18 protein-coding genes are annotated in these 18,285 nt (G+C 71.3%); 4 read left to right on the forward strand and 14 right to left on the reverse strand.

Going from position 1 to position 18,285, the window contains the following annotated elements; genetic code table 11:
- Positions 1 to 8 precede the first annotated feature (8 nt).
- Positions 9 to 974, reverse strand: coding sequence for an ABC transporter substrate-binding protein (locus tag OG519_RS32065; RefSeq protein ID WP_405591452.1), 966 nt, complete (start codon positions 972 to 974; stop codon positions 9 to 11).
- Positions 975 to 1,387: 413 nt separating this feature from the next.
- Between OG519_RS32065 and OG519_RS32070 the strand changes: the two genes are divergently transcribed.
- Genes OG519_RS32070 through OG519_RS32085 form a run of 4 tightly spaced genes read left to right on the forward strand, consistent with a single transcriptional unit; the run spans position 1,388 to position 5,444 of the window.
- The gene (locus tag OG519_RS32070) at positions 1,388 to 3,904 is read left to right on the forward strand and encodes an ATP-binding protein (protein WP_405591455.1); all 2,517 of its coding nucleotides are present in this window, start codon (positions 1,388 to 1,390) and stop codon (positions 3,902 to 3,904) included.
- Positions 3,901 to 4,377: a roadblock/LC7 domain-containing protein gene (locus tag OG519_RS32075; RefSeq protein ID WP_405591458.1), complete on the forward strand. Its 477-nt coding sequence runs from the start codon at positions 3,901 to 3,903 to the stop codon at positions 4,375 to 4,377. Before OG519_RS32070 ends, OG519_RS32075 begins: the two co-directional genes overlap by 4 nt.
- A gap of 31 nt (positions 4,378 to 4,408) precedes the next feature.
- The gene (locus OG519_RS32080; protein ID WP_405591461.1) at positions 4,409 to 4,858 is read left to right on the forward strand and encodes a DUF742 domain-containing protein; all 450 of its coding nucleotides are present in this window, start codon (positions 4,409 to 4,411) and stop codon (positions 4,856 to 4,858) included.
- Complete coding sequence (locus OG519_RS32085) at positions 4,845 to 5,444, forward strand: GTP-binding protein (protein ID WP_405591464.1); 600 nt, start codon at positions 4,845 to 4,847, stop codon at positions 5,442 to 5,444. The genes OG519_RS32080 and OG519_RS32085 overlap by 14 nt, the downstream gene beginning before the upstream one ends.
- A gap of 133 nt (positions 5,445 to 5,577) precedes the next feature.
- On the opposite strand, the gene OG519_RS32090 is transcribed toward OG519_RS32085, so the two are convergent.
- From OG519_RS32090 to OG519_RS32150, 13 genes are all read right to left on the reverse strand, one after another.
- Positions 5,578 to 6,243 (reverse strand): ABC transporter permease, encoded by a 666-nt coding sequence (locus OG519_RS32090; protein ID WP_405591467.1) that lies wholly within the window; start codon positions 6,241 to 6,243, stop codon positions 5,578 to 5,580.
- A complete protein-coding gene (locus OG519_RS32095; RefSeq protein WP_405591470.1) occupies positions 6,240 to 6,959 on the reverse strand; it encodes an ABC transporter permease in 720 nt (239 codons plus the stop codon). The genes OG519_RS32090 and OG519_RS32095 overlap by 4 nt, the downstream gene beginning before the upstream one ends.
- Complete coding sequence (locus tag OG519_RS32100; protein WP_405591473.1) at positions 6,956 to 8,107, reverse strand: ABC transporter ATP-binding protein; 1,152 nt, start codon at positions 8,105 to 8,107, stop codon at positions 6,956 to 6,958. The genes OG519_RS32095 and OG519_RS32100 overlap by 4 nt, the downstream gene beginning before the upstream one ends.
- A 508-nt stretch (positions 8,108 to 8,615) precedes the next feature.
- Positions 8,616 to 9,005 (reverse strand): hypothetical protein, encoded by a 390-nt coding sequence (locus tag OG519_RS32105; RefSeq protein ID WP_405591476.1) that lies wholly within the window; start codon positions 9,003 to 9,005, stop codon positions 8,616 to 8,618.
- Entirely contained in the window at positions 9,002 to 9,733 is a 732-nt protein-coding gene (locus OG519_RS32110) for a hypothetical protein (RefSeq protein ID WP_405591479.1), read from the reverse strand. The genes OG519_RS32105 and OG519_RS32110 overlap by 4 nt, the downstream gene beginning before the upstream one ends.
- 132 nt (positions 9,734 to 9,865) lie before the next feature.
- Positions 9,866 to 10,261, reverse strand: coding sequence for a heme-binding protein (locus OG519_RS32115; protein ID WP_405591482.1), 396 nt, complete (start codon positions 10,259 to 10,261; stop codon positions 9,866 to 9,868).
- Between the two features lie 217 nt (positions 10,262 to 10,478).
- Positions 10,479 to 11,105 carry a phosphatase PAP2 family protein gene (locus OG519_RS32120; RefSeq protein WP_405591485.1) on the reverse strand — a complete coding sequence of 209 codons (627 nt, stop codon included), beginning with the start codon at positions 11,103 to 11,105 and terminating at the stop codon, positions 10,479 to 10,481.
- Between the two features lie 84 nt (positions 11,106 to 11,189).
- Complete coding sequence (locus OG519_RS32125) at positions 11,190 to 12,179, reverse strand: zinc-dependent alcohol dehydrogenase family protein (protein ID WP_405591488.1); 990 nt, start codon at positions 12,177 to 12,179, stop codon at positions 11,190 to 11,192.
- Positions 12,176 to 13,075, reverse strand: a complete 900-nt coding sequence (locus OG519_RS32130) for a carbohydrate ABC transporter permease (RefSeq protein WP_405591491.1) — start codon at positions 13,073 to 13,075, stop codon at positions 12,176 to 12,178. Before OG519_RS32130 ends, OG519_RS32125 begins: the two co-directional genes overlap by 4 nt.
- Complete coding sequence (locus tag OG519_RS32135) at positions 13,075 to 13,911, reverse strand: carbohydrate ABC transporter permease (RefSeq protein WP_405593149.1); 837 nt, start codon at positions 13,909 to 13,911, stop codon at positions 13,075 to 13,077. The genes OG519_RS32130 and OG519_RS32135 overlap by 1 nt, the downstream gene beginning before the upstream one ends.
- 143 nt (positions 13,912 to 14,054) lie before the next feature.
- On the reverse strand, positions 14,055 to 15,419 hold the full coding sequence (locus tag OG519_RS32140) for an ABC transporter substrate-binding protein (RefSeq protein WP_405591494.1): 1,365 nt from the start codon (positions 15,417 to 15,419) through the stop codon (positions 14,055 to 14,057).
- A 194-nt stretch (positions 15,420 to 15,613) separates the two neighbouring features.
- On the reverse strand, positions 15,614 to 16,375 hold the full coding sequence (locus tag OG519_RS32145; protein WP_405593151.1) for a DeoR/GlpR family DNA-binding transcription regulator: 762 nt from the start codon (positions 16,373 to 16,375) through the stop codon (positions 15,614 to 15,616).
- Positions 16,376 to 16,770: 395 nt separating this feature from the next.
- Complete coding sequence (locus OG519_RS32150; protein ID WP_405591497.1) at positions 16,771 to 18,258, reverse strand: rhamnulokinase family protein; 1,488 nt, start codon at positions 18,256 to 18,258, stop codon at positions 16,771 to 16,773.
- Between the last annotated feature and the right edge of the window lie 27 nt (positions 18,259 to 18,285).

Below are 18,285 nucleotides of genomic sequence, written 5' to 3' on the forward strand. Positions count from 1 at the left end.
GCCGGTGCTCAGCCCAGGCCGACGGACGTCAGCCACGCCTTGGCGACGGCCAGCGGGTCCTTGCTCTCGCTCTGCACCTGGGCGTCCATGTCCAGCAGCGCCGCCGTGTCGAGCTTGGCGGACAGCGCGTTGAGGGCGTCGACGCCCGCCTGCGACAGGCCGGACTTGTAGACCAGCGGGATCACGTTCTCGAACCCGAAGAGGCTCTTCGGGTCCTGGAGCGTGACGAACTTCTCCTTGGCGATGGTCGGGTCGGTGGTGAAGACGTCCCCGGCCTGGATGTTGCCGTTCTTCAGGGCCGCGTCGGTGAGCGGGCCGCCGGCGTCGAGGGCCTTGAACGACTTGGGCGTGAGGCCGTAGACCGACTTCAGGCCGACCAGGCCCTGCTGGCGGGTCTGGAACTCCGGCGAGGCGCCGATGGTGATGTCCTTGCCCACCGGGGCGAGGTCGGCGATGGTGGAGTCCGTGGTCAGGTGGTACTTCGCGGCGGTCGTCGCGTTGACCGTGATGGAGTCCTTGTCCTGCGCCGGGGCCGGCTTCAGCAGCGTCAGCTTGGGGTCGAGCTTCGCGTTGACCGCGGCATCGGTGGCGGCCTCCGAGGTCGGCGTCGCCTTGCTGTCGAGGTAGGCCAGCAGGGCGCCGTTGTACTCGGGCAGCACGGTCAGCGTGCCGTTCTTGAGGAGCCCGTACGTGGTCTCACGGCTGCCGATGTTGGGCTTGTAGACGACCTTGATGCCCTTGGCCTTGAGAGCCTCTCCGTAGAGGTCCCCGATCAGGATGCTCTCGGCGAAGTTGTTCGAGCCGACGACCACGGTGTCGCCCCCGGCCTTGGCCCCGGCCAGCGGGTCCTTCGGGCTGTCGGAGGAGGACGAGGAGCAGCCCGTCAGCGCTGCTGCTACGGCGGCTGCGACCGCCACCCCGGCCAAGCGGACGCGCGTCGGGCTGGACCAGGCGCTGTTCACGGGAGAAGTCACGGTTTCCGCTTCTGGGTTGGGAGATTTCGGATAGTTTAGATAAATCGGACAAGGTGTGGATGTGCTCACGCGGGTGTTGCCCATCGATCCAATCCAGCCGGTTCGATCTCCGTCAATAGCGGCCTGATTACGATCGGCATACTGCCCGAATCTTGATGAAATGCCGGTTCGAGCGGACATGGCCGAACCTGACCGCGTCCGGTCCGTAACCCAGTCTTGACGATCCGGTCGGGTGGCAGCGGCGAAGACGAGGTAGTCTCCCGGACGTTGGTCACGGGGCACGAACAACTACCGCGCCCAGCCGGTCGTTTCCGTCCATAGAACAGGCGGGCAGCCGGCGGGACGACGGGCGGCGGAAGTCGGCACGCGCCTCGGCCGCGCACGGTTGTCGGCTAGGTCAAGCAGGAGGCTCGGTGTCCGTGGACGAGGTGGTCGCTCCGGCACGCCCGGTTCTCGGACCGTCTACCAGGGGTGGCGCGCGGGGGTTCGCCGACAGGTGGCCGTTCCGCCGCAAGCTCAACGTTCTGGTCGGCGCGCCGCTCGTGGTGATCCTGCTGCTGCTCGCCTACGTGATCACCGGTCTGACCGGCGAGGCCAGGGACGCCGCGACCGCGGCCCGACTGGTCCGCGACAGCCGGCAGATCGCCGAACTCATCGACCGGCTGGAGACCGAGCACCAGCAGGCCGTACTGCTCTCGGTGCGCTACGAGTCGGCCACCGCCGGCCGGCGCCCCTCGATCGTGGACTACCTCGGCGCCAGGACCGCGGTCGACACCCAGGTCAACCGGGTGCGCACCACCTTCGGCGCACGGCTGCCGGCGGCCGAGGCGCAGGTGCTCAAGGAGATCAACGGCCTCAGCAGCCTGCGCTCCACCATCGAGCAGAGCTATCTGCCGGCCGACAACATCGACCCGGCCTACACCGCCATCGTGGACGAACTGATCGACGGCCTCGGCCTCGACCAGCGCTCCAGCGTGGCCGCCACCGTCACCGGCGACCTGCTGGACTCGCTGCTGCGCGCGGACGCCGCGCACAGCTCGCTGGAGACCAGCGTGTTCTCCGCGCAGACCGGTGACACCAACGCGCTCATCGAATTCGTCGGCGCGGTCGGCTACGCCCAGCAGTACGCCTACCAGAACGCCCGCTTCGGCCGGTTCGCCAGCCAGACCCAGGCCGCCCGGCTCGCCGGGATCGAGCAGAACACCTCCTGGAACGAGATCGCGCTCCAGTACGCCGGGCTCCAGATCGACCCCAGCGCCCTGGTGGCCAAGTCCCCCGGCCAGGTGCGGGCGGCCTTCGACAAGGCGCTCCAGGAGTACCCGGCCTACCAGCGGCAGGCACAGGCCCGGCTCCGTATCACCGGCGCCCTGATCGACCAGGTGGCCGGCCGCGCCGACCGGGCCTCGAACGCGGCGTGGTGGCGGGCCACCTGGCTGCTCATCGGCGCCCTGGTCGGATTCGTGCTGTGGCTGGTCTTCACCGTGGCGATGCGCCGCTCGGTGGTGCGGCCGGTGCAGGCGCTCACCGGGGCCGCGGCCCAGGTGGCGGAGATCACCGGCGAGGAACTCGCCCGGGTGGCCGACGACGACGCCGCCTACGCCGGCCCGCTGCGGCTGCGCGAGGTGCCGGTCGCCGCCCGCGACGAGCTCGGCGACCTGGCGGTGGCCTTCAACCGGGTGCAGGGCACCGCGGCCGCGCTGCTCGAACGCCAGGTGCTCAGCCGGCGCAACGTGGCCGAGATGTTCGGCAACGTCGGGCGCCGGGTGGCCAACCTGACGGCTCGTCAGCTCGCGCTGATCGACGCCCTCGAACGCGGCGAGACCGATCCGGCCCTGCTGGACCGGCTCTACCGGATCGACCACCTCGCGGTCCGGTTGCAGCGCAACGCCGACAGCCTGATGCTGCTGGCCGGCATCCGCGAGGCCGGTCTCGACGCCAGCCCCACCACGCTCACCAATGTGGTGCGGGCCGCGCTGGGACAGATCGAGGGCTATCAGCGGGTCTCCCTGCTCGCCGAGACCGACGTCACCGTCGCCCCCGACATCATCGCCGACCTCACCTTGATGTTCGCCGAGCTGCTGGAGAACGCGGTGGCGTTCTCCCCCGCCCACAGCCCGGTCGAGGTCCTGGTGCGCAACGGCACCGACGGCGCGCTGATCGAGATCGCCGACCACGGCCTCGGTATGAGCGCAGAACGCCTCGACGAGGAGAACGCCCGGCTGATCCGCCGGGAACGGCTCGACCTGGCACCCACCAAGGTGCTCGGTCTGTTCGTCGTCGGCAGCGTGGCCCGCCGCTGGGGCATCACGGTGACCCTGGCCCGTACCCCGGGCGGCGGCGTGACCAGTCAGGTGGCGATCCCGGCCGCCCTGATGCTCCTCATGAGCCCGTTCTCCTCCTCCGACGACAGCGGGCGGCCGGGCGGCGCGGCCGACGGTCGCGCCAGGGTCGGCGCGGCCAAGGTCCCGCTGCCGGAACACCGCTCGGCGCTGCCGGCGGCGGTGCCGCGGCCCCGGCCCGAGGTGGGGGCGTCCGGCGCGGCCCGCGGTGAACTGCCGCCGGCCGAGCCGCGGCAGGGCCTCACCCCGCTGCCCCGGCGGGTGCCGTCCGACCGGGGGCCCGCCGCGGCGGCCGAACCCCCGGCGCGCGGCGCCACCGCGGGTCCGCCGGCGGCCGGGCCGCGGGGCGATGACGGCGCGGGGCTCCCGCTGCGGCGCCGGGTACGCGGCGCCACGCTCAGGACGACGCTGGGCGAGGCCGACCGGCGCGCCGCGCGCCAGCCGGTCCGCCCGGTCGACGCCGAGGAAGTCCGCTCGGAGCTCGACGACTTCGAGGCCGCGGTGGAGCGGGCGCACCGCGATGCCGCTGGGGCGGCGGATACTGGTAGAACGATCAACGGAGCAGGGTCCCCGGAAGGAGCCGAACAGTGACTACGCCGACAGGTGACACCTCGGCAGGGCAGGGCGGGCCCGCCGATCTGCGTGCCGCCGCAGCCGATTTCACCTGGCTGCTGAACCGATTCGCCACCGAGACGGCGGGGGTCGTGGACGCCATCGCGGTGTCCTCCGACGGACTGCTGATCGCCGTCTCGCAGTTGCGCGACCACCCCGACTCCGAGCGGCTGGCGGCGATCGTCTCCGGCATCACCAGCCTGGCGGCCGGCGCGAGCGGGAACTACGGTCTCGGCGGCCTCAACAAGGTGATCATCGATCTGGAGCAGGGCCATGTGCTGGTCTCCGCGATCGGCAGCGGCGCGGTGCTCGGTGTCGTCTCCTCCAAGGAGGCGAAGCTGGGCAACATCGCCTACGAGATGACCCTGTTCGCCAACCGGGTCGGCGCGGCGCTGAGCCCGCAACTCGTGCTCGAACTCAAGAACAGCGTCGGTTCCGCGTCGACGAGGTGACCCGTCCGAAGGCTGAGGGGTCGAGGAAGGGATGCCGATGACCGCGGCCGGCGGCACGCCAGACGGCGAGGACCCGTTCCCGGGGTCGTCGGCCGGCCCGGTCGGGCGGGCGCCCGCCATCCGGCCGTTCCTGGTCACCGCGGGCCGGGTGACGGGCGCCAGCACCGGGCCGCCGATGCCCGTCGAGACCCAGGTCGTGACGACCGCGGCGGGTATCGCGGGGCTCGACCTGCTGTCCTTCGAGCGGCACGACATCGTCGCCCTCTGCCGGGTGCCGCAGTCGCTCGCGGAGGCGGCGGCCCGGCTGAAGCTGCATCTCAACGTGGTCCGGGTACTCGCCGAGGACCTTCAGTCCAGCGGGGAACTCGCGGTGTACGTGCCGAACACCGACACCGCACAGGACGCGTCCGTACTGAAAAGGGTGATCAATGGTCTCCGCGCCATCCCCGACTCCCGGGGGACACTCCGTGACACCGAATGAACCACTGCGCGGCACCGTCGCCCGGCAGACCGCGACCCGGCCGCCGCTGCCGGTCAAGATGGTGATCGCCGGCGGTTTCGGCGTCGGCAAGACCACCACCGTCGGCTCGATCTCCGAGATCGTGCCGCTCACCACCGAGGCCGACATCACCGAGGTCGCGGCGGGCGTGGACGACCTCAGCCACACCCCGGACAAGACCACCACCACCGTCGCCATGGACTTCGGCTGCATCACCATCGACGCCGGCCTGAAGCTCTACCTGTTCGGCACACCCGGCCAGGAGCGGTTCGGCTTCATGTGGGACGACATCGTGCAGGGGGCGCTGGGCGGCCTGGTGATCGTCGACACCCGGCGTCTTGACGACTGCCACGCCGCGGTCGACTACTTCGAGCACAAGCGGATCCCGTTCGCCGTCGCGGTCAACGCCTTCGACGGCCGGATCGAGCACGAGCTCGACCAGGTCCGCTGGGCGCTCGACGTCGCCGAGGAGGTCCCGGTCATCGCCTTCGACGCCCGTGAGCGCGGCTCGGTCCGCGACGCGCTGCTGATCGTGCTGGACGTCGCGTTGAGCCGGACCGGCGGCTGACCGGGCCTTCGAGCCGAAGGCGGACGCCCACCGCGTGCACGTGAACGCCGGCCGGCCCGGGACTCCCGGGCCGGCCGGCGTATCTCCTGATCTCTCACGGCTGATCTCTTACGGTTCGCCGTTCGCGCCCCGCTCAGCCGCGCCTGACCCCAGGCGACACCACGAACCGCGAGACCAGCGAGAACAGCCCCAGGGTCACCACCGCGAGAGCGGCGATCAGCGTGGCGCCGCCCACCACCTTCTCGTAGTTGCGCTGGTAGAGGCCGTCGATCACGTACCGGCCAAGACCGCCCAGACTCACATAAGCGGCGATGGACGCGGTGGAGATGACCTGGATGGCGGCCGAGCGCAGCCCGCTGAGGATCAGCGGCAGCGCGACCGGCAGTTCGACCCGGAAGAGGATCGCGCTGGAGTCCATGCCCATGCCGCGGGCCGCGTCGACCGGCGCCGGGTCGACGGTGCGGATCGCCTCGTACGTCGTCACCAGGATCGGCGGGACGGCGAGCGCGACCAGCGGGATCATCACCGGGGTCAGGCCGATGCCGAGCACCACGGCCATCAGCACCAGCAGACCGTAGCTGGGCAGCGCGCGGGCCGCCGCGGCGATCAGCGGCAGCGCGTTGCCGCCGCGCCCGGTGTGCCCGGTGATCAGACCGACCGGCAACGCGATCGCGGCGGCGATGCCCAGCGCCATCAGGCTGTACTCGATGTGTTCCAGCAGGCGTCGGGGGATGCCGTCGTAGCCGTGCCAGTGCGAGCCGTCGCTGAAGAAGGCGTTGACGAAGTGCAGGACGTTCATCGGGCTGCGTCCTCCAGGGCGGGTGCCACGGTCTCGGAGCTGCTGACGGCGGCGGCGCGCCGGGCCCCACCCGCCTTGCCGCGCGGCATCCACGGGGTGAGCGCGATCCGCAGCAGGACCAGCAGGGCGTCGAAGACGATCGCCAGGGCCGCCGTGGTCAGCACCGAGTTCACCGCGAGATTGGTGCGGTGGTAGAGCTGCGCGTCGGCGAGCAGATTGCCGAGCGCGCCCTGATTGCCGATCAGGGCGCCGACGCTGACCAGGCTGATGCTGGACACCACCGCGACCCGCAGTCCGGCGATGATCGCGGGCACCGCGATGGGCAACTGCACCAGCACATAGCGCCGGACCGGCCCGAACCCCATCGCGGTGGCGGCGGCCAGCGTCTCGTCCGGCACCGACCGGACGCCGTCCACGATGGCCGGGACGAGCAGCACCAGACTGTAGACGGCGAGCGGGATCATCACCGTGGTCTCGGTGGCGCCGGTGTAGTCGATGAGCACCACGAAGAACGCGAGCGACGGGATCGCGTAGAGCACCGTCGTCACCCACAGCACCGGCGGATACAGCCACCGGAAGCGGACGCAGAGCTGACCGAGCGGCAGGGCCACCACGAGCCCGCCGAGCACCGGTACGAGCGCCTCCTTGAGGTGCAGCCCGATCAGGCCGACATAGGAGTGCTGGAGATCGCTCGGGATGTCGAAGAAGCCGCTCATCGGCTCGCTCGGGCATCTCGCTCGGCCGCCTGCGCGGCGCGCTCCGCGTGGGCGCCGCGGATGGCGTCGGCGATCGACTCCTGCGACACGACGCCCTGCACCCGCCCGTCCGCCGCCACCGCGACGACCCAGCCGGTGGGGGAGAGCACCGCGCAGTCGAGCGCGTCCCGCAGCGACTGCCGGGCGATCTCGAACGGCCGCCCGTACGACAGGAGCCGCTCGCGGGGGACGCTCCCGCCGCCCGCCGTCAGGTCCTTGGGCTCCGCCCAGCCGAGCGGCTTGCCGTCGGTGTCGGTGACCAGCAGGTAGCGCGGGCCCAGCGCGGTGCGCTCGGCTATCTGCTGGGCGGTGGAGTCGACCGCCACGACCGGCGCGGTGGTCAGTTCGAGGCCGGCCGAGGAGAAGAACGACAGCCGCCTGATGCCCCGGTCGGTGCCGAGGAAGTCCTCGATGAAGTCATCGGCCGGCGCCGACAGCAGCTCGTCCGGCGGCGCGAACTGCACCAGTTCGCCACCGGTCCGCATCACGGCGATCATGTCGCCGATCCGGATCGCCTCGTCGATGTCGTGGGTCACGAAGACGATGGTCTTGCCCAGCTCGCCCTGGATCCGCAGCAGCTCCGCCTGGAGCCCCTTGCGGACCACGGGGTCCACCGCGGAGAACGGCTCGTCCATCAGCAGCACCGGCGGATCCGCCGCGAGCGCCCTGGCCACACCGACGCGCTGCTGCTGCCCGCCGGAGAGCTGGTACGGGTAGCGCGACGCCAGCGAGGCGTCCAGGCCGACCCGCTCCATCAGCTCCGTCGCCCGGGTACGGGCCCGGTTGCGGTCCCAGCCGAGCATGCGGGGGACGGTGGCGATGTTGTCCACGATGGTGCGGTGCGGGAAGAGCCCGGCGTTCTGGATGACGTAGCCCATCGACCGGCGCAGCGCGTTGACCGGCTGCTCCCGGATGTCCGCCCCGTCGAGCAGGATCCGTCCCTCGCTCAGCTCGACCATCCGGTTGATCATGCGCAGGGTGGTGGTCTTCCCGCAGCCGGACGGGCCGACCAGCACGGTGATGGCACCGTCGGGTATCTCCATCGACAAGTGATCAACAGCGGTCGTACCGTCAGGATACCGCTTGGTAACTGACTCCATACGTATCAAAGCGCCGAATACCCTTCGCGATTGGGCATGAGTCGGCCTGCATTCGGACACACGCGCACAAGCCGTTGCGGAGGAAGCTTAGACTGCCCGGTTCTCGGTGCGTCGGGGGGCGGCACGGGATGACCCGCCTTGACAGGCGGACTCCCGGTGAGAGGGTGGAAGAGAGGGTAGCGGACCGGCGTCCGGGCGGTAAGCGTCGCACCGCCGAAGCCGCTGCGTGTGGGATGGCGGGCACTGTCCTGAGCTGTCGTGAAACCGCCGGGAACCCCGCATCTTGGCCGTTCGGGCCGTTCGGCACGGCGAAACCGGACGCCGTTCGCTGCCCTTGTCGAGCCCCCCGAGAGCGCTGACCCCGCGCCCCGGGGCCGGTCGGAGGACGTCGAGCGCGGCCATCTCACCTCCGTCTGGTCGACGCGGTGACCCTCCGGTCATGCTCGCGGCACCCCGCGTGACCCGCGCGGGCTCGATCCCGCCTGACGCAGGGGCTCCGAGGCGGTCTGGGGTGATCTCAGTGCTCGACGCGGCTGGCCTCATGGGCGGCGATGCGGAAGAGGGTGGCGAGTTCGGCCGGCGTGTGGTCCTTCGCCCAGGCGATCAGGGCGTCTCGCGCGTCCTTGACGGTGGCGGAGAACCGGCCGGTGCTCCAGGAGGAGTCGGGCCACTCCTTGCCGAGCGCCGGGTTGAGCCGACGTGCGGTGGCGATCAGCGCAGTGCCCAGGGCGACGGTGTGCTCGGGGGTGGTGAAGGCGGCGTAGTTGGCCGGGTCGGCCGAGCCGTACACACTCTTGCTCAGCGCGGGGAGGGGGCCCTCGCCGACGTAACGGGTGGCTTCGGCCAGGGTGCTGGAGAGGGTCGGAGCGGTGGGCAGGGCGGCAAGTTCTGCCGGGGTCATGGTCATAGCGCGGATCGGTCCTCCTTGATGTCCGTCACTTCGTAGACGGCAGCGTCCTTGGCGTCCTTGGCGTCCTTGGCGTCCCTGGCGTCCCTGGCGTTCTTGCTGTCCTTGCCGTTCTCGGCGTTCTCGGCGTTCGCCTCGTTCCTGGCGAGCAGCCCGCGGTCCGCGAGGTCGCCCAGCAGCTGCCGCGCCCGGCTGTCGTCCACCGTGACACCGGCCTCGGCGAGTGCCTTGACCGTGCGCTCCGCGTCCCAGATGCCGCCACCCGCGCGGACGGCCCGCTCCAGCGCGTCACGCTGCGACATCAGCCCGACCTCGGCTATGGCGGCGAAGAACACATCCACCAGGTTCCGCCGCAGGCAGTACCCCCGCACCTTGCCGAACCCGGGCCCCTGCGGGGTGATCGGCGCCTCCATGCCCTCCGGCCACCACCGGTTGCGGACGCCGCGCTCCACCGCTCGCTTGAGGGCGGCGCTGTGGCCGCGCAGACTGCCGTCGCCGTCCTCGCGGAGTTCGTCGGCCGGCACGTAGCCGTCGCGGATCGTGGCTTCCTTCACGATCCGGCGGGCGTTGAGCGGCAGCGACAGGTAATAGCGGACGGCCCGCTCGACCGTCCACTCGGTGTCCACATGGACGTCGGCGGCGTGTTCTGCCAGCAGTGCCAGCAGTCGCTGCTGGAAATGCTCGGTGGGATCCTCGACCGAGATGGTGATCTTCACTGCACCCCTCATCAGAACGAACATGGATAGATGTTCGTCTTACGAGAGTAAGGGTGCTGTTTTGACACTCGGTTGTCAACCCTCAAGTCTCGTCTGACCAACGATGGTTGAACGAGTGAAGGGAGTGGGCGCCGGCTCGTCCCGTCACGCCAGGCAGGCCTCGGCGACCGCCACGTCCTGGGGAACGGCGCCGCCGGAGACCCCGACGGCGCCCATGATCCGGCCCTCGGGGTCGGTGATCGGCAGCCCGCCGCCGAAGGAGACCAGGCCGTCGTTGGTGACCTCGATGTTGTAGAGGGAGCCGCCCGGCTGGGAGAGCTCCCCGATCGCCGACGACGGCATCTTGAAGAACGCCGCCGTCCTCGCCTTCTTGATGGCGATGTCGACGGAGCCCAGCCAGGCGTCCTCCATCCTGGAGAAGTGCAGCAGGTGGCCGCCGGTGTCCACCACGGCGATGTTCATGGACACGCCCATCTCGCGGGCCTTGGCGAGGCCGGCCTCGACGTGGCGGGTGGCTTGCTGGAGGGTGAGAACGGTCATGGTCGTCGATCCTTCGCGGTGGTCGTGGTAGCCGCGGGCAAAACGGACCATACCGTGACTGTTCACACCCTGGACCGGCATGACACGGCCCTTGCTCCAGGCGGTTCGGCCGTGCCGGGCTACGCCGCGGTCAGCACCACGGGACCGGTGGCGGCCGTGCCGGTTGCCCCGGCAGTCACCGCTTCACCACCCGAACGGGTCCACCCTTGACTCGGCCTCAGCGGTACAGCGGGACGAACACCGCGCCCGAGACGACGGCCCCCACCAGGAAGCCGACGACGGTCTGGGCCGGGGTGTGGTCGCGCAGCACCAGGCGCGACCAGGCGACGAGCGCGGCCGGCGCCAGCAGGAGCAGCAGGGCGGGACCGTAGAGCGCGGTCAGGATGACGGTCGCCGCGCCGGCGACCGCGGTGTGGCCCGACACCTTCCACCAGACGGTGATCAGGCCGCCGACACTGAGCCCCGCGGCGATCGCGCAGAGCAGCACGACGAGTTCACGCGGGGCGCCCAGCACGCCGAGCAGCACCACCGCGGTGGCCGCCGACACCACCGCCACCGTGAGCGGTACCGCGCGCTGGCCGCGGACCCGCACATGGACGTCCGTGTACCGTCCGGCGCGGACCCCCGCCAGGACGACACCGAGCGGTATCCCGACGGCCACCCCGCCCGCGCCGACCGCCCACGCGACCCCGGTTTCCCGCCCGCAGTGCCAGCCCACGACGAGCAGCAGCGCCACCAGCACATGAGCGGGCGCCAGCACATCGGTCACCATCCGGGCTGCCGGGGACGTCGGGGACGCGGGCAGGGCCGGGGTCACGGCCTGCCCGTCTCTTTCGTGGATCACCACGGCATTATCGTGCGGGGGCCCGGGCCGTCCGCCGCGGGCCCCCTGCCGCCGCGGCTCGTCACCGGCGGTACGGCGGCTCGGTCAGGGGTTCACCTGGATCTTGCGGCCCTCGCCGGCCCGGAAGCGGTCGAGCGCCGCCGCGTAGTCGGTCAGCGGCAGCCGGTCGCTGATGAACACCTCCGGGTCGAGCACGCCGGCCGCGAAGAGCTCGGCGGCCCGCTCATAGCTGTGCAGCACCGCCATCGAACCGGTGATGGTGATCTCCTGGTTGTAGATGCGGTACGGCTCGATGACCGCGCGGGCGGCGTAGTCGGCGACACCGAACTGGAGGAAGGTGCCGCCCTTGCCGACCCGGCCCAGCGCGTCCTGGATCGCCTGGGCGTTGCCGGTGGCGTCGATCACCACGTCCCAGCCGCGCGGCCGTTCGATCTCGTCGGCGCCGGTGGCCGCGGCGCTGCACCCCAGCGCCTTCGCGGTCACCAGCCGCTCCGCGTTGATGTCCACCACGTCCACCGTGGCCGCGCCGGTCCGCTTGGCCAGTTCCAGCATCATCAGGCCCATCGTGCCCGACCCGTAGATCAGTACGTGGCTGGCCAGTTGGCTGCGCAGGATGTCGTAGCCGCGGACCGCGCAGGACAGCGGCTCGATCAGCGCGGCGTCCTGGGTGCGGACGTGCGGAGGCAGTTTGACGCAGTTGGCGGCCGGCGCGGCGGCGTACTCGGCGGCGCCGCCGGGCACGGTCACCCCGATCGCGGCCCAGCGTTCGCAGAGGTTGCCGCGGCCGAGCCGGCAGTAGTGGCACTCGTGGCAGTAGAGCGAAGGGTCCACCGCCACCTGGTCGCCGACCGCGAGATCGCGCACCTGCGCGCCGACCGCGACGATCTCGCCGGCGAACTCGTGACCGGGCACGATCGGCAGGGTCGGCGCGAACTCGCCCTGGAGGATGTGCAGATCGGTGCCGCACAGGCCGCAGGCGGCCACCCGCACCACCACGTCGGACGGGCCGGGCGCCGGATCGTCGACGGTCTCGACGGCCACCGTGCCCGGGGAGCTGATGACGGCTGCCTTCATTTGACGGCTCCTAGGGAAAGGCCCTGGACCAGCTTGTCCTGGGCGGCGAACCCGGCGGCGAGCACCGGCAGGGAGATGCAGACCGCGGCCGCGCACACCTTCGCCAGGAACAGCCCCTGGCTGGTGACGAAGCCGGTGAGGAAGACCGGCGCGGTGCCGGCCACCACCCCGGTCAGCACCCGGGCGAAGAGCAGTTCGTTCCAGCTGAAGATGAAGGAGATCAGCGCGGTCGCCGCGATGCCGGGCGCGATCACCGGGGCCACGATCCTGACCAGGATCGTCGGCAGCCCGGCGCCGTCGATCGACGCCGCCTCCATGATCGCCACCGGTACGTCGGCGAGGAACGACCGCATCATCCACACCGCGATCGGCAGGTTCATCGAGGTGTAGAGGATGACGAGCAGCCAGATGTTGTCCAGCAGCCCGGTGTTCTTCGCGATCAGGTACACCGGCAGCAGTCCGGCCACCGCGGGCAGCATCTTCGTGGAGAGGAAGAAGAACATCACGTCGGTCCACTTGCGCACCGGCTTGATGGACAGCGCGTACGCCGCCGGGGTCGCGAGCACCAGCACCAGCACCGTCGAAGCCACGCTGGCGGTCAGCGAGTTGATCAGCGGCGGCCAGGGACTGACGCCGGTGCCGGCGCCGAAGAACTCCCGGTAGCCGTGGAGCGTCAGCGCCGCCCCGAGGCTCGGCGGATTGGTGCCCGCGTCCTGCTCGCTGTGCAGCGAGGTGAGCACCATCCAGGCGAAGGGCAGGAAGAAGACGATCCCGCACACCCACGCCAGCAGCCCCAGCAGGGCACTGCCCCGCCGGGCGCGGCGGCGCGGGTCGGACACCCGTGGCACCGGCGGGGCGGCGCTCACGGCGGGCGAGGTCGGCACGGTGGCGGCCATCAGCGGATCTCCTCCTGGAACAGCGACGAGACGGTACGCAGGGCGAAGGTCGCCACGATGATCGACAGCACCACCACGATCACGCCCTCCGCGGACGCCTGTCCGTAGTCGTGGGCCTGGTAGAAGGTGGTGTAGACGGTGTACGGCAGGTTCGCGGTGCCCAGGCCGCCCGAGGTGAGGGTGAAGACGGCGTCGAAGTTCTGCACCACGTAGACCGTGCCGAGCAGCGCCGCCAGCTCCAGGTAGCGGCGCAGATGCGGAAAGGTCAGATAGCGGAAGACCTGCCACGCGCCGGCCCCGTCCACCGTGGCCGCCTCGATGATGTCCCCCGGGCGGCTCTGCAACCCCGCCAGCAGGATCAGCATCATGAACGGCGTCCACTGCCACACCAGCGACGCCTCCACCGACAGCAGCGGCACCACCGACAGCCAGTCAGGCTGCGGCGCCGCGTCGCTGCCGAACAGACTCCACACCCACGTCAGCGTGCCGTTGAGCAGGCCGTAGGTGGCGTTGTAGAGCGCGTGCTTCCACAGCAGCGCGGACGCCACCGGCACCACGAGGAACGGCGTGATCAGCAAGGTGCGCACCACCCCGCGGCCGATGAACTTGCGGTCGAGCAGCAGCGCCAGGCCCAGGCCGAGCAGCAGGCTGACCACGACCACCGTCGCCGTCAGCACCACGGTGGTGGACAGTGAGGAGCGCAACTGGGGATCGGTGAACTCTTCCTTGTAGTTGGCGATCCCGGCGAAGCCGCGATCGTCCGGGTCCAGCGCGTTCCAGCGCATGAACGAGATCACCAGGGTGCCGACGAACGGCAGTTGGGTGACGACGATCATGAACAGCAGGGCCGGCAGCAGCGGGGCGCGCCGCGCCCAGGCGCCGCGGGGCCGGGCGGGCGGCGGGGAGGAGACCGCCCGGCCGGCCGCCGGCCGCGGGGAGCGCAGGCGTCGGGTGAGAAGAGGACTGCTCACGGGCCCCGTCACTTCCCCGCGTACTTGTCGGCCACCTTCTGGGCGAGCGACTGGCTCGACTTCAACGCGCTGTCGACACTGGTCCGCCCGGCGATGGCCGAGTTGAGCTGCTGGGAGACCCGGGTGCCGAGATCGGTGAACTCCGGGATGCCCACGAACTGGATGCCGGGCGCGGGCCGCGGCTGCACACCCGGGCTCGCCGGGTCGGCCGCCTCCAGGGCCGCCAGGGTCGGCTTGGCGAACGCCGAGGACGCGGCCACATAGGCGGGGTTGGCGTACGTGGAGGTGCGCTTGCCGGCCGGGACCCGGGACCAGCCCAACTGCTTGCCGACCAGGTTCTCGTAGCCCTTGCCCGACGCCCAGGAGATGAACTTCCAGGCGTCCTCCTGGTGCTTGCTCGCCTTCTGCACACCCCAGGCCCAGGTGTAGAGCCAGCCCGAGCTCTTGGTCTGCTCCACCGGCGCCGGCGCGTAGCCGAGCTTTCCGGCGACCGGGGAGTCCTTGGCCTCCAGCGAACCGGCCGCGGACGTGGCGTCGTACCACATGGCGACCTTGCCCTGCTCCAGGTCGTTGAGGCACTCGGTGAAGCCGGACTGCGGAGCGCCGGCCTCGCCGTGGGCGCGCACCAGGCCGACGTAGAACTTGGTCGCCTTCTCGAAGCCCGCGCCGGTGAGCTGCGCCTGCCAGCCCTTGTCGAACCAGGTGCCGCCCATGGTGTTCACCACCGTGGTCAGCGGCGCGATCATCTCGCCCCAACCGGGCTGGCCGCGCAGGCAGATGCCCTTCATACCGGGCTGGGCGCCGTCGGTCCTGGCGGCCAGGTCGGCGACCTGGGTCCAGGTCGGATGGGCGGGCATGGTGAGGTTCTTCGCCGCGAGCACGTCCTTGCGGTACATCAGGAACGAGGACTCGCCGTAGAACGGCTCGGCGTAGACCTGGCCCTGGTACGTCAGCGACTCGCGCATCGCGGGCAGGATGTCGCCCTGGTCGAAGGACGCGTCGGCGTTCGCCTCCGTGGTGAGCGGCGACAGCCAGCCGTTCTTGGCGTAGATGGGCGTCTCGTAGTTGCTGATGGTCGCCACGTCGTACTGCCCGGCCTGGCTGGAGAAGTCCTGGGTGATCTTGTCCCGGACGTCGTCCTCCGGCAGCACGGTGAAGTTCACCTTGATCCCGGTGGACTTGGTGAAGTTGGCGGCGGTGAGCTTTTGCAGGTCCGCCATCTGCGGGTTGTTCACCATCAGCACGTTGAGGGAGTGCGACCCGGAGCCGCCGGCACCGCCGGCGCCGGAACAGGCAGCGGCGAGCAGGGTGCCGCACACGGCCAGGGCGACCGTCGGCAGTACGCGGCGGGTGGTTCTCGAGGTGCGCGTCATGATGCGTCCCTTTCCTAACCGGAGTTGGGGGTGGGGGCTTCGGGCAGCGGGCAGCACGAACCGGCCTCTTGGCTGGAGGGCAGCCGGGGAGTTCGGAGAGGTGCCGCGGACTGCGGGGGCGGAGTGGAGTGGGGTGGAGTCGGGCGAGGTGGAGTGGGGGGAGGCGGCGGATACGGGAGGTCGGGTGCCTTGGGTCAGACCCTGAAGACGCGGGGGCCGAGCAGGGCGTAGCGGTGTGCCTCGGCGCTGGACAGACCGGTGTCGGTGACGATCGCCTCGAAGTCGGCGACGTCGGCGAAGCGACAGAAGCTGCTCGCCCCGAACTTGCTGTGGTGGCCCATGAACACCCGTCGGCGCGCTACCGCCACCGCCTTCGCCTTGACATCGGCGACGACCGGATCGGGTGTGGTCAGGCCCAGTTCGCGGGAGATGCCGTTGGAGCCGAGGAACGCCAGGTCGATGACGAAGCCGGACAGCATCGCGCAGGCCCAGGAGCCGACGGTGGCCAGCGTCCGGGCCCTGACCCGGCCGCCGAGCAGCAACACGGTGGTGTTGGGGGAGTCCGCGATCGCCGCCGCCGTCGACAGCGAGGCGGTGACCACGGTCAGCGCCCGGTCGCCCGGCAGCAGCGCGGCGAGGATCTGTGGGGTGTAGCCCTCGTCGACGAAGATCGTCTCGGCCTCACCGAGCAGTTTGACCGCCTCGGCGGCGATCCGGCGCTTGTCCGGTACGTGCAGGGTGACCCGCTGGGCCAGGTCCGTTTCGAAGCCGGCGCCTTCGACGGGATACGCCCCGCCGTAGGTGCGGCGGACCAGTCCCCGGCGCTCCAGCGCGCCGAGGTCGCGCCTGATGGTCTCCGGCGCCACCGCGAGGTCGGTGGCCATCGTGGTGACCTCGACCTGACCCTGGTGGCGGGCGAGCGCGAGGATGCGGTGCTGGCGTTCCTGGGCCCGCATGACCGCCACCTCGCTCTCCCGCTCGTCCGCCGATTCGGGCAACGGCCTGCCCGGTTATCGCTCGCAGAAGATTTATACCGCCGCTCCCGCGCCGGTCCAGGGTCCGTAACAGATCACAAAGGGCCCGGTTCTGCCCGGCCCGGGAACGAGATTCGGGCCAGTTCAGCGGGCGGATGCGCGCGGTCGCGCGGCGGCTGTCACCCAGTGGTGCGCGGTGATCGCCCGGTTCGGGCCGTGCCCGTTAGCGGGCGCCTGCATGTATCCGCGGATCGCCGAACGGGCCTCGGTCCGATCCGAGGACGGGGGACTGGGGGCCGGTCCATCGGGACGTCCACGCCGACGCCCGGCCGGTTCTGCGGGGTGGCGACGGCCCGGCCGGTCCGCGGCGGGAGCCGTCAGCGGGGGTCGAGCCGGGTGGCGGCCGCGTCCCAGGCCCGTGGGTCGCCGCCCGGCGCGTAGCGGCGCAACGGCTGGGTGGCGGCGACCAGACGCCGCATCTCCGGCAGGTCGCCGACCAGCCCGTGGGCGCGCGCCTGGACCAGGACGTTGCCGAGCGCGGTGGCCTCGGCGGGCCCGGCGACCACCGGCAACCCGGTCGCGTCCGCGGTGAGTTGGCACAGCAGCTCATTGCGGCTGCCGCCGCCGACCAGGTGCACCCGGGTGATGTCCCGCCCGGCGAGTTCGGCGGCCCGCCGCAGCACCCGGCGGTGGGCGAGCGCCAGGCTCTCCAGAACGCAGCGCACCAGCGCGCCCGGTCCGGCCGGCGGCCGCTGCCCGGTCCGCACCAGGTACCCGGTGATGGCGGCCGGCATGTCGGCGGGGGCGAGGAACTCCGGGGCGTCGGGGTCGATCAGCGCGGCGAACGGCTCGGCGCGCGCCGCCTCGCCGAGCAGCGTGTCCCGTTCGGTCGGCACCCCGCGCGCCGCCCAGACACGCCGGCACTCCTCCAGCAGCCACAGGCCCATGATGTTCCGCAGATAGCGGACGGTTCCGTCGATACCGCGCTCATTGGTGAAGTTCGCCGCCCGGGACTCCTCGGTCAGCACCGGCGCGTCGAGCTCCAGGCCGGCCAGCGACCACGTACCGCAGGAGATGTACGCGGAACCCGCCTCGGCGGCCGGCACCGCGATGACGGCCGAGGCCGTGTCGTGGGAGGCGACCGCCACCACCGGGGTGCTCGCCGGCAGGCCGGTGTGGGCCGCGACGTGCGGCAGCAGGCCGCCGATCACCGCCCCCGGCTGCCGCGGCGGCGGCAGCAGCCCGGGATCGAGCCCGATGGCGCCGGCGATGGCGGACGACCAGGTCCCGGTCCTGGCGTCGAGCAGTCCGGTGGTCGAGGCGTTGGTGAGCTCAGCGCCGATCCCCCCGGACAGCCAGTGCGCCAGCAGATCGGGCACCAGCAACAAGGTGCGTGCGGCACCCAGTTGCACGCTCCGCCGCGCGGCGGCGAGCTGGAAGACGGTGTTGAACGGAAGGTGCTGGAGCCCGGTGGCCGCGTAGAGTTCGCGCGCGCCCAGCCGGTCGCGCACCTCTTCCGCCACCTTGGCCGTACGGCTGTCCCGGTAGTGGAACGGAAGGCCGAGCAGGGCGCCGTCCGCGTCCAGCAGCCCGTAGTCCACCGCCCAGGTGTCGATGCCCACCGACGCCACCGGTCCGCTCCGGGCCGCCGCCCGCAACCCGTCGAGCACCTCCTGGAACAGCCCCGGCAGGTTCCAGTGCAGACCGCTCGGCAGCCGGACCGGCGTATTGGGGAAGCGGCGCCGCTCGGTCAGCTCCAGCCGGTCCCGGCCCACCACGCCGAGCACCACCCGGCCGCTGGTCGCCCCGAGGTCGGCGGCGGCGAAAGCGGTGGTGGCGGCGGCGGGCGCGGCGGTGGTGGTCACGGTGATGTCCTTGGCGGCGACAGGTGA

Origin of the sequence: Streptomyces sp. NBC_01190 (genome assembly GCF_045039895.1) — a bacterium.
Taxonomy (GTDB): Bacteria; Actinomycetota; Actinomycetes; order Streptomycetales; family Streptomycetaceae; genus Actinacidiphila.

Coding starts and splice junctions, on each gene's coding strand:
- OG519_RS32140 (WP_405591494.1), bottom strand. CDS start 15,419: ATGACGCGCACCTCGAGAACCACCCGCCGCGTACTGCCGACGGTCGCC.
- OG519_RS32130 (WP_405591491.1), bottom strand. CDS start 13,075: ATGGCCGCCACCGTGCCGACCTCGCCCGCCGTGAGCGCCGCCCCGCCG.
- OG519_RS32135 (WP_405593149.1), bottom strand. CDS start 13,911: ATGATCGTCGTCACCCAACTGCCGTTCGTCGGCACCCTGGTGATCTCG.
- OG519_RS32095 (WP_405591470.1), bottom strand. CDS start 6,959: ATGAGCGGCTTCTTCGACATCCCGAGCGATCTCCAGCACTCCTATGTC.
- OG519_RS32105 (WP_405591476.1), bottom strand. CDS start 9,005: ATGACCATGACCCCGGCAGAACTTGCCGCCCTGCCCACCGCTCCGACC.
- OG519_RS32110 (WP_405591479.1), bottom strand. CDS start 9,733: ATGAGGGGTGCAGTGAAGATCACCATCTCGGTCGAGGATCCCACCGAG.
- OG519_RS32080 (WP_405591461.1), top strand. CDS start 4,409: ATGCCGATGACCGCGGCCGGCGGCACGCCAGACGGCGAGGACCCGTTC.
- OG519_RS32090 (WP_405591467.1), bottom strand. CDS start 6,243: ATGAACGTCCTGCACTTCGTCAACGCCTTCTTCAGCGACGGCTCGCAC.
- OG519_RS32145 (WP_405593151.1), bottom strand. CDS start 16,375: ATGCGGGCCCAGGAACGCCAGCACCGCATCCTCGCGCTCGCCCGCCAC.
- OG519_RS32115 (WP_405591482.1), bottom strand. CDS start 10,261: ATGACCGTTCTCACCCTCCAGCAAGCCACCCGCCACGTCGAGGCCGGC.
- OG519_RS32125 (WP_405591488.1), bottom strand. CDS start 12,179: ATGAAGGCAGCCGTCATCAGCTCCCCGGGCACGGTGGCCGTCGAGACC.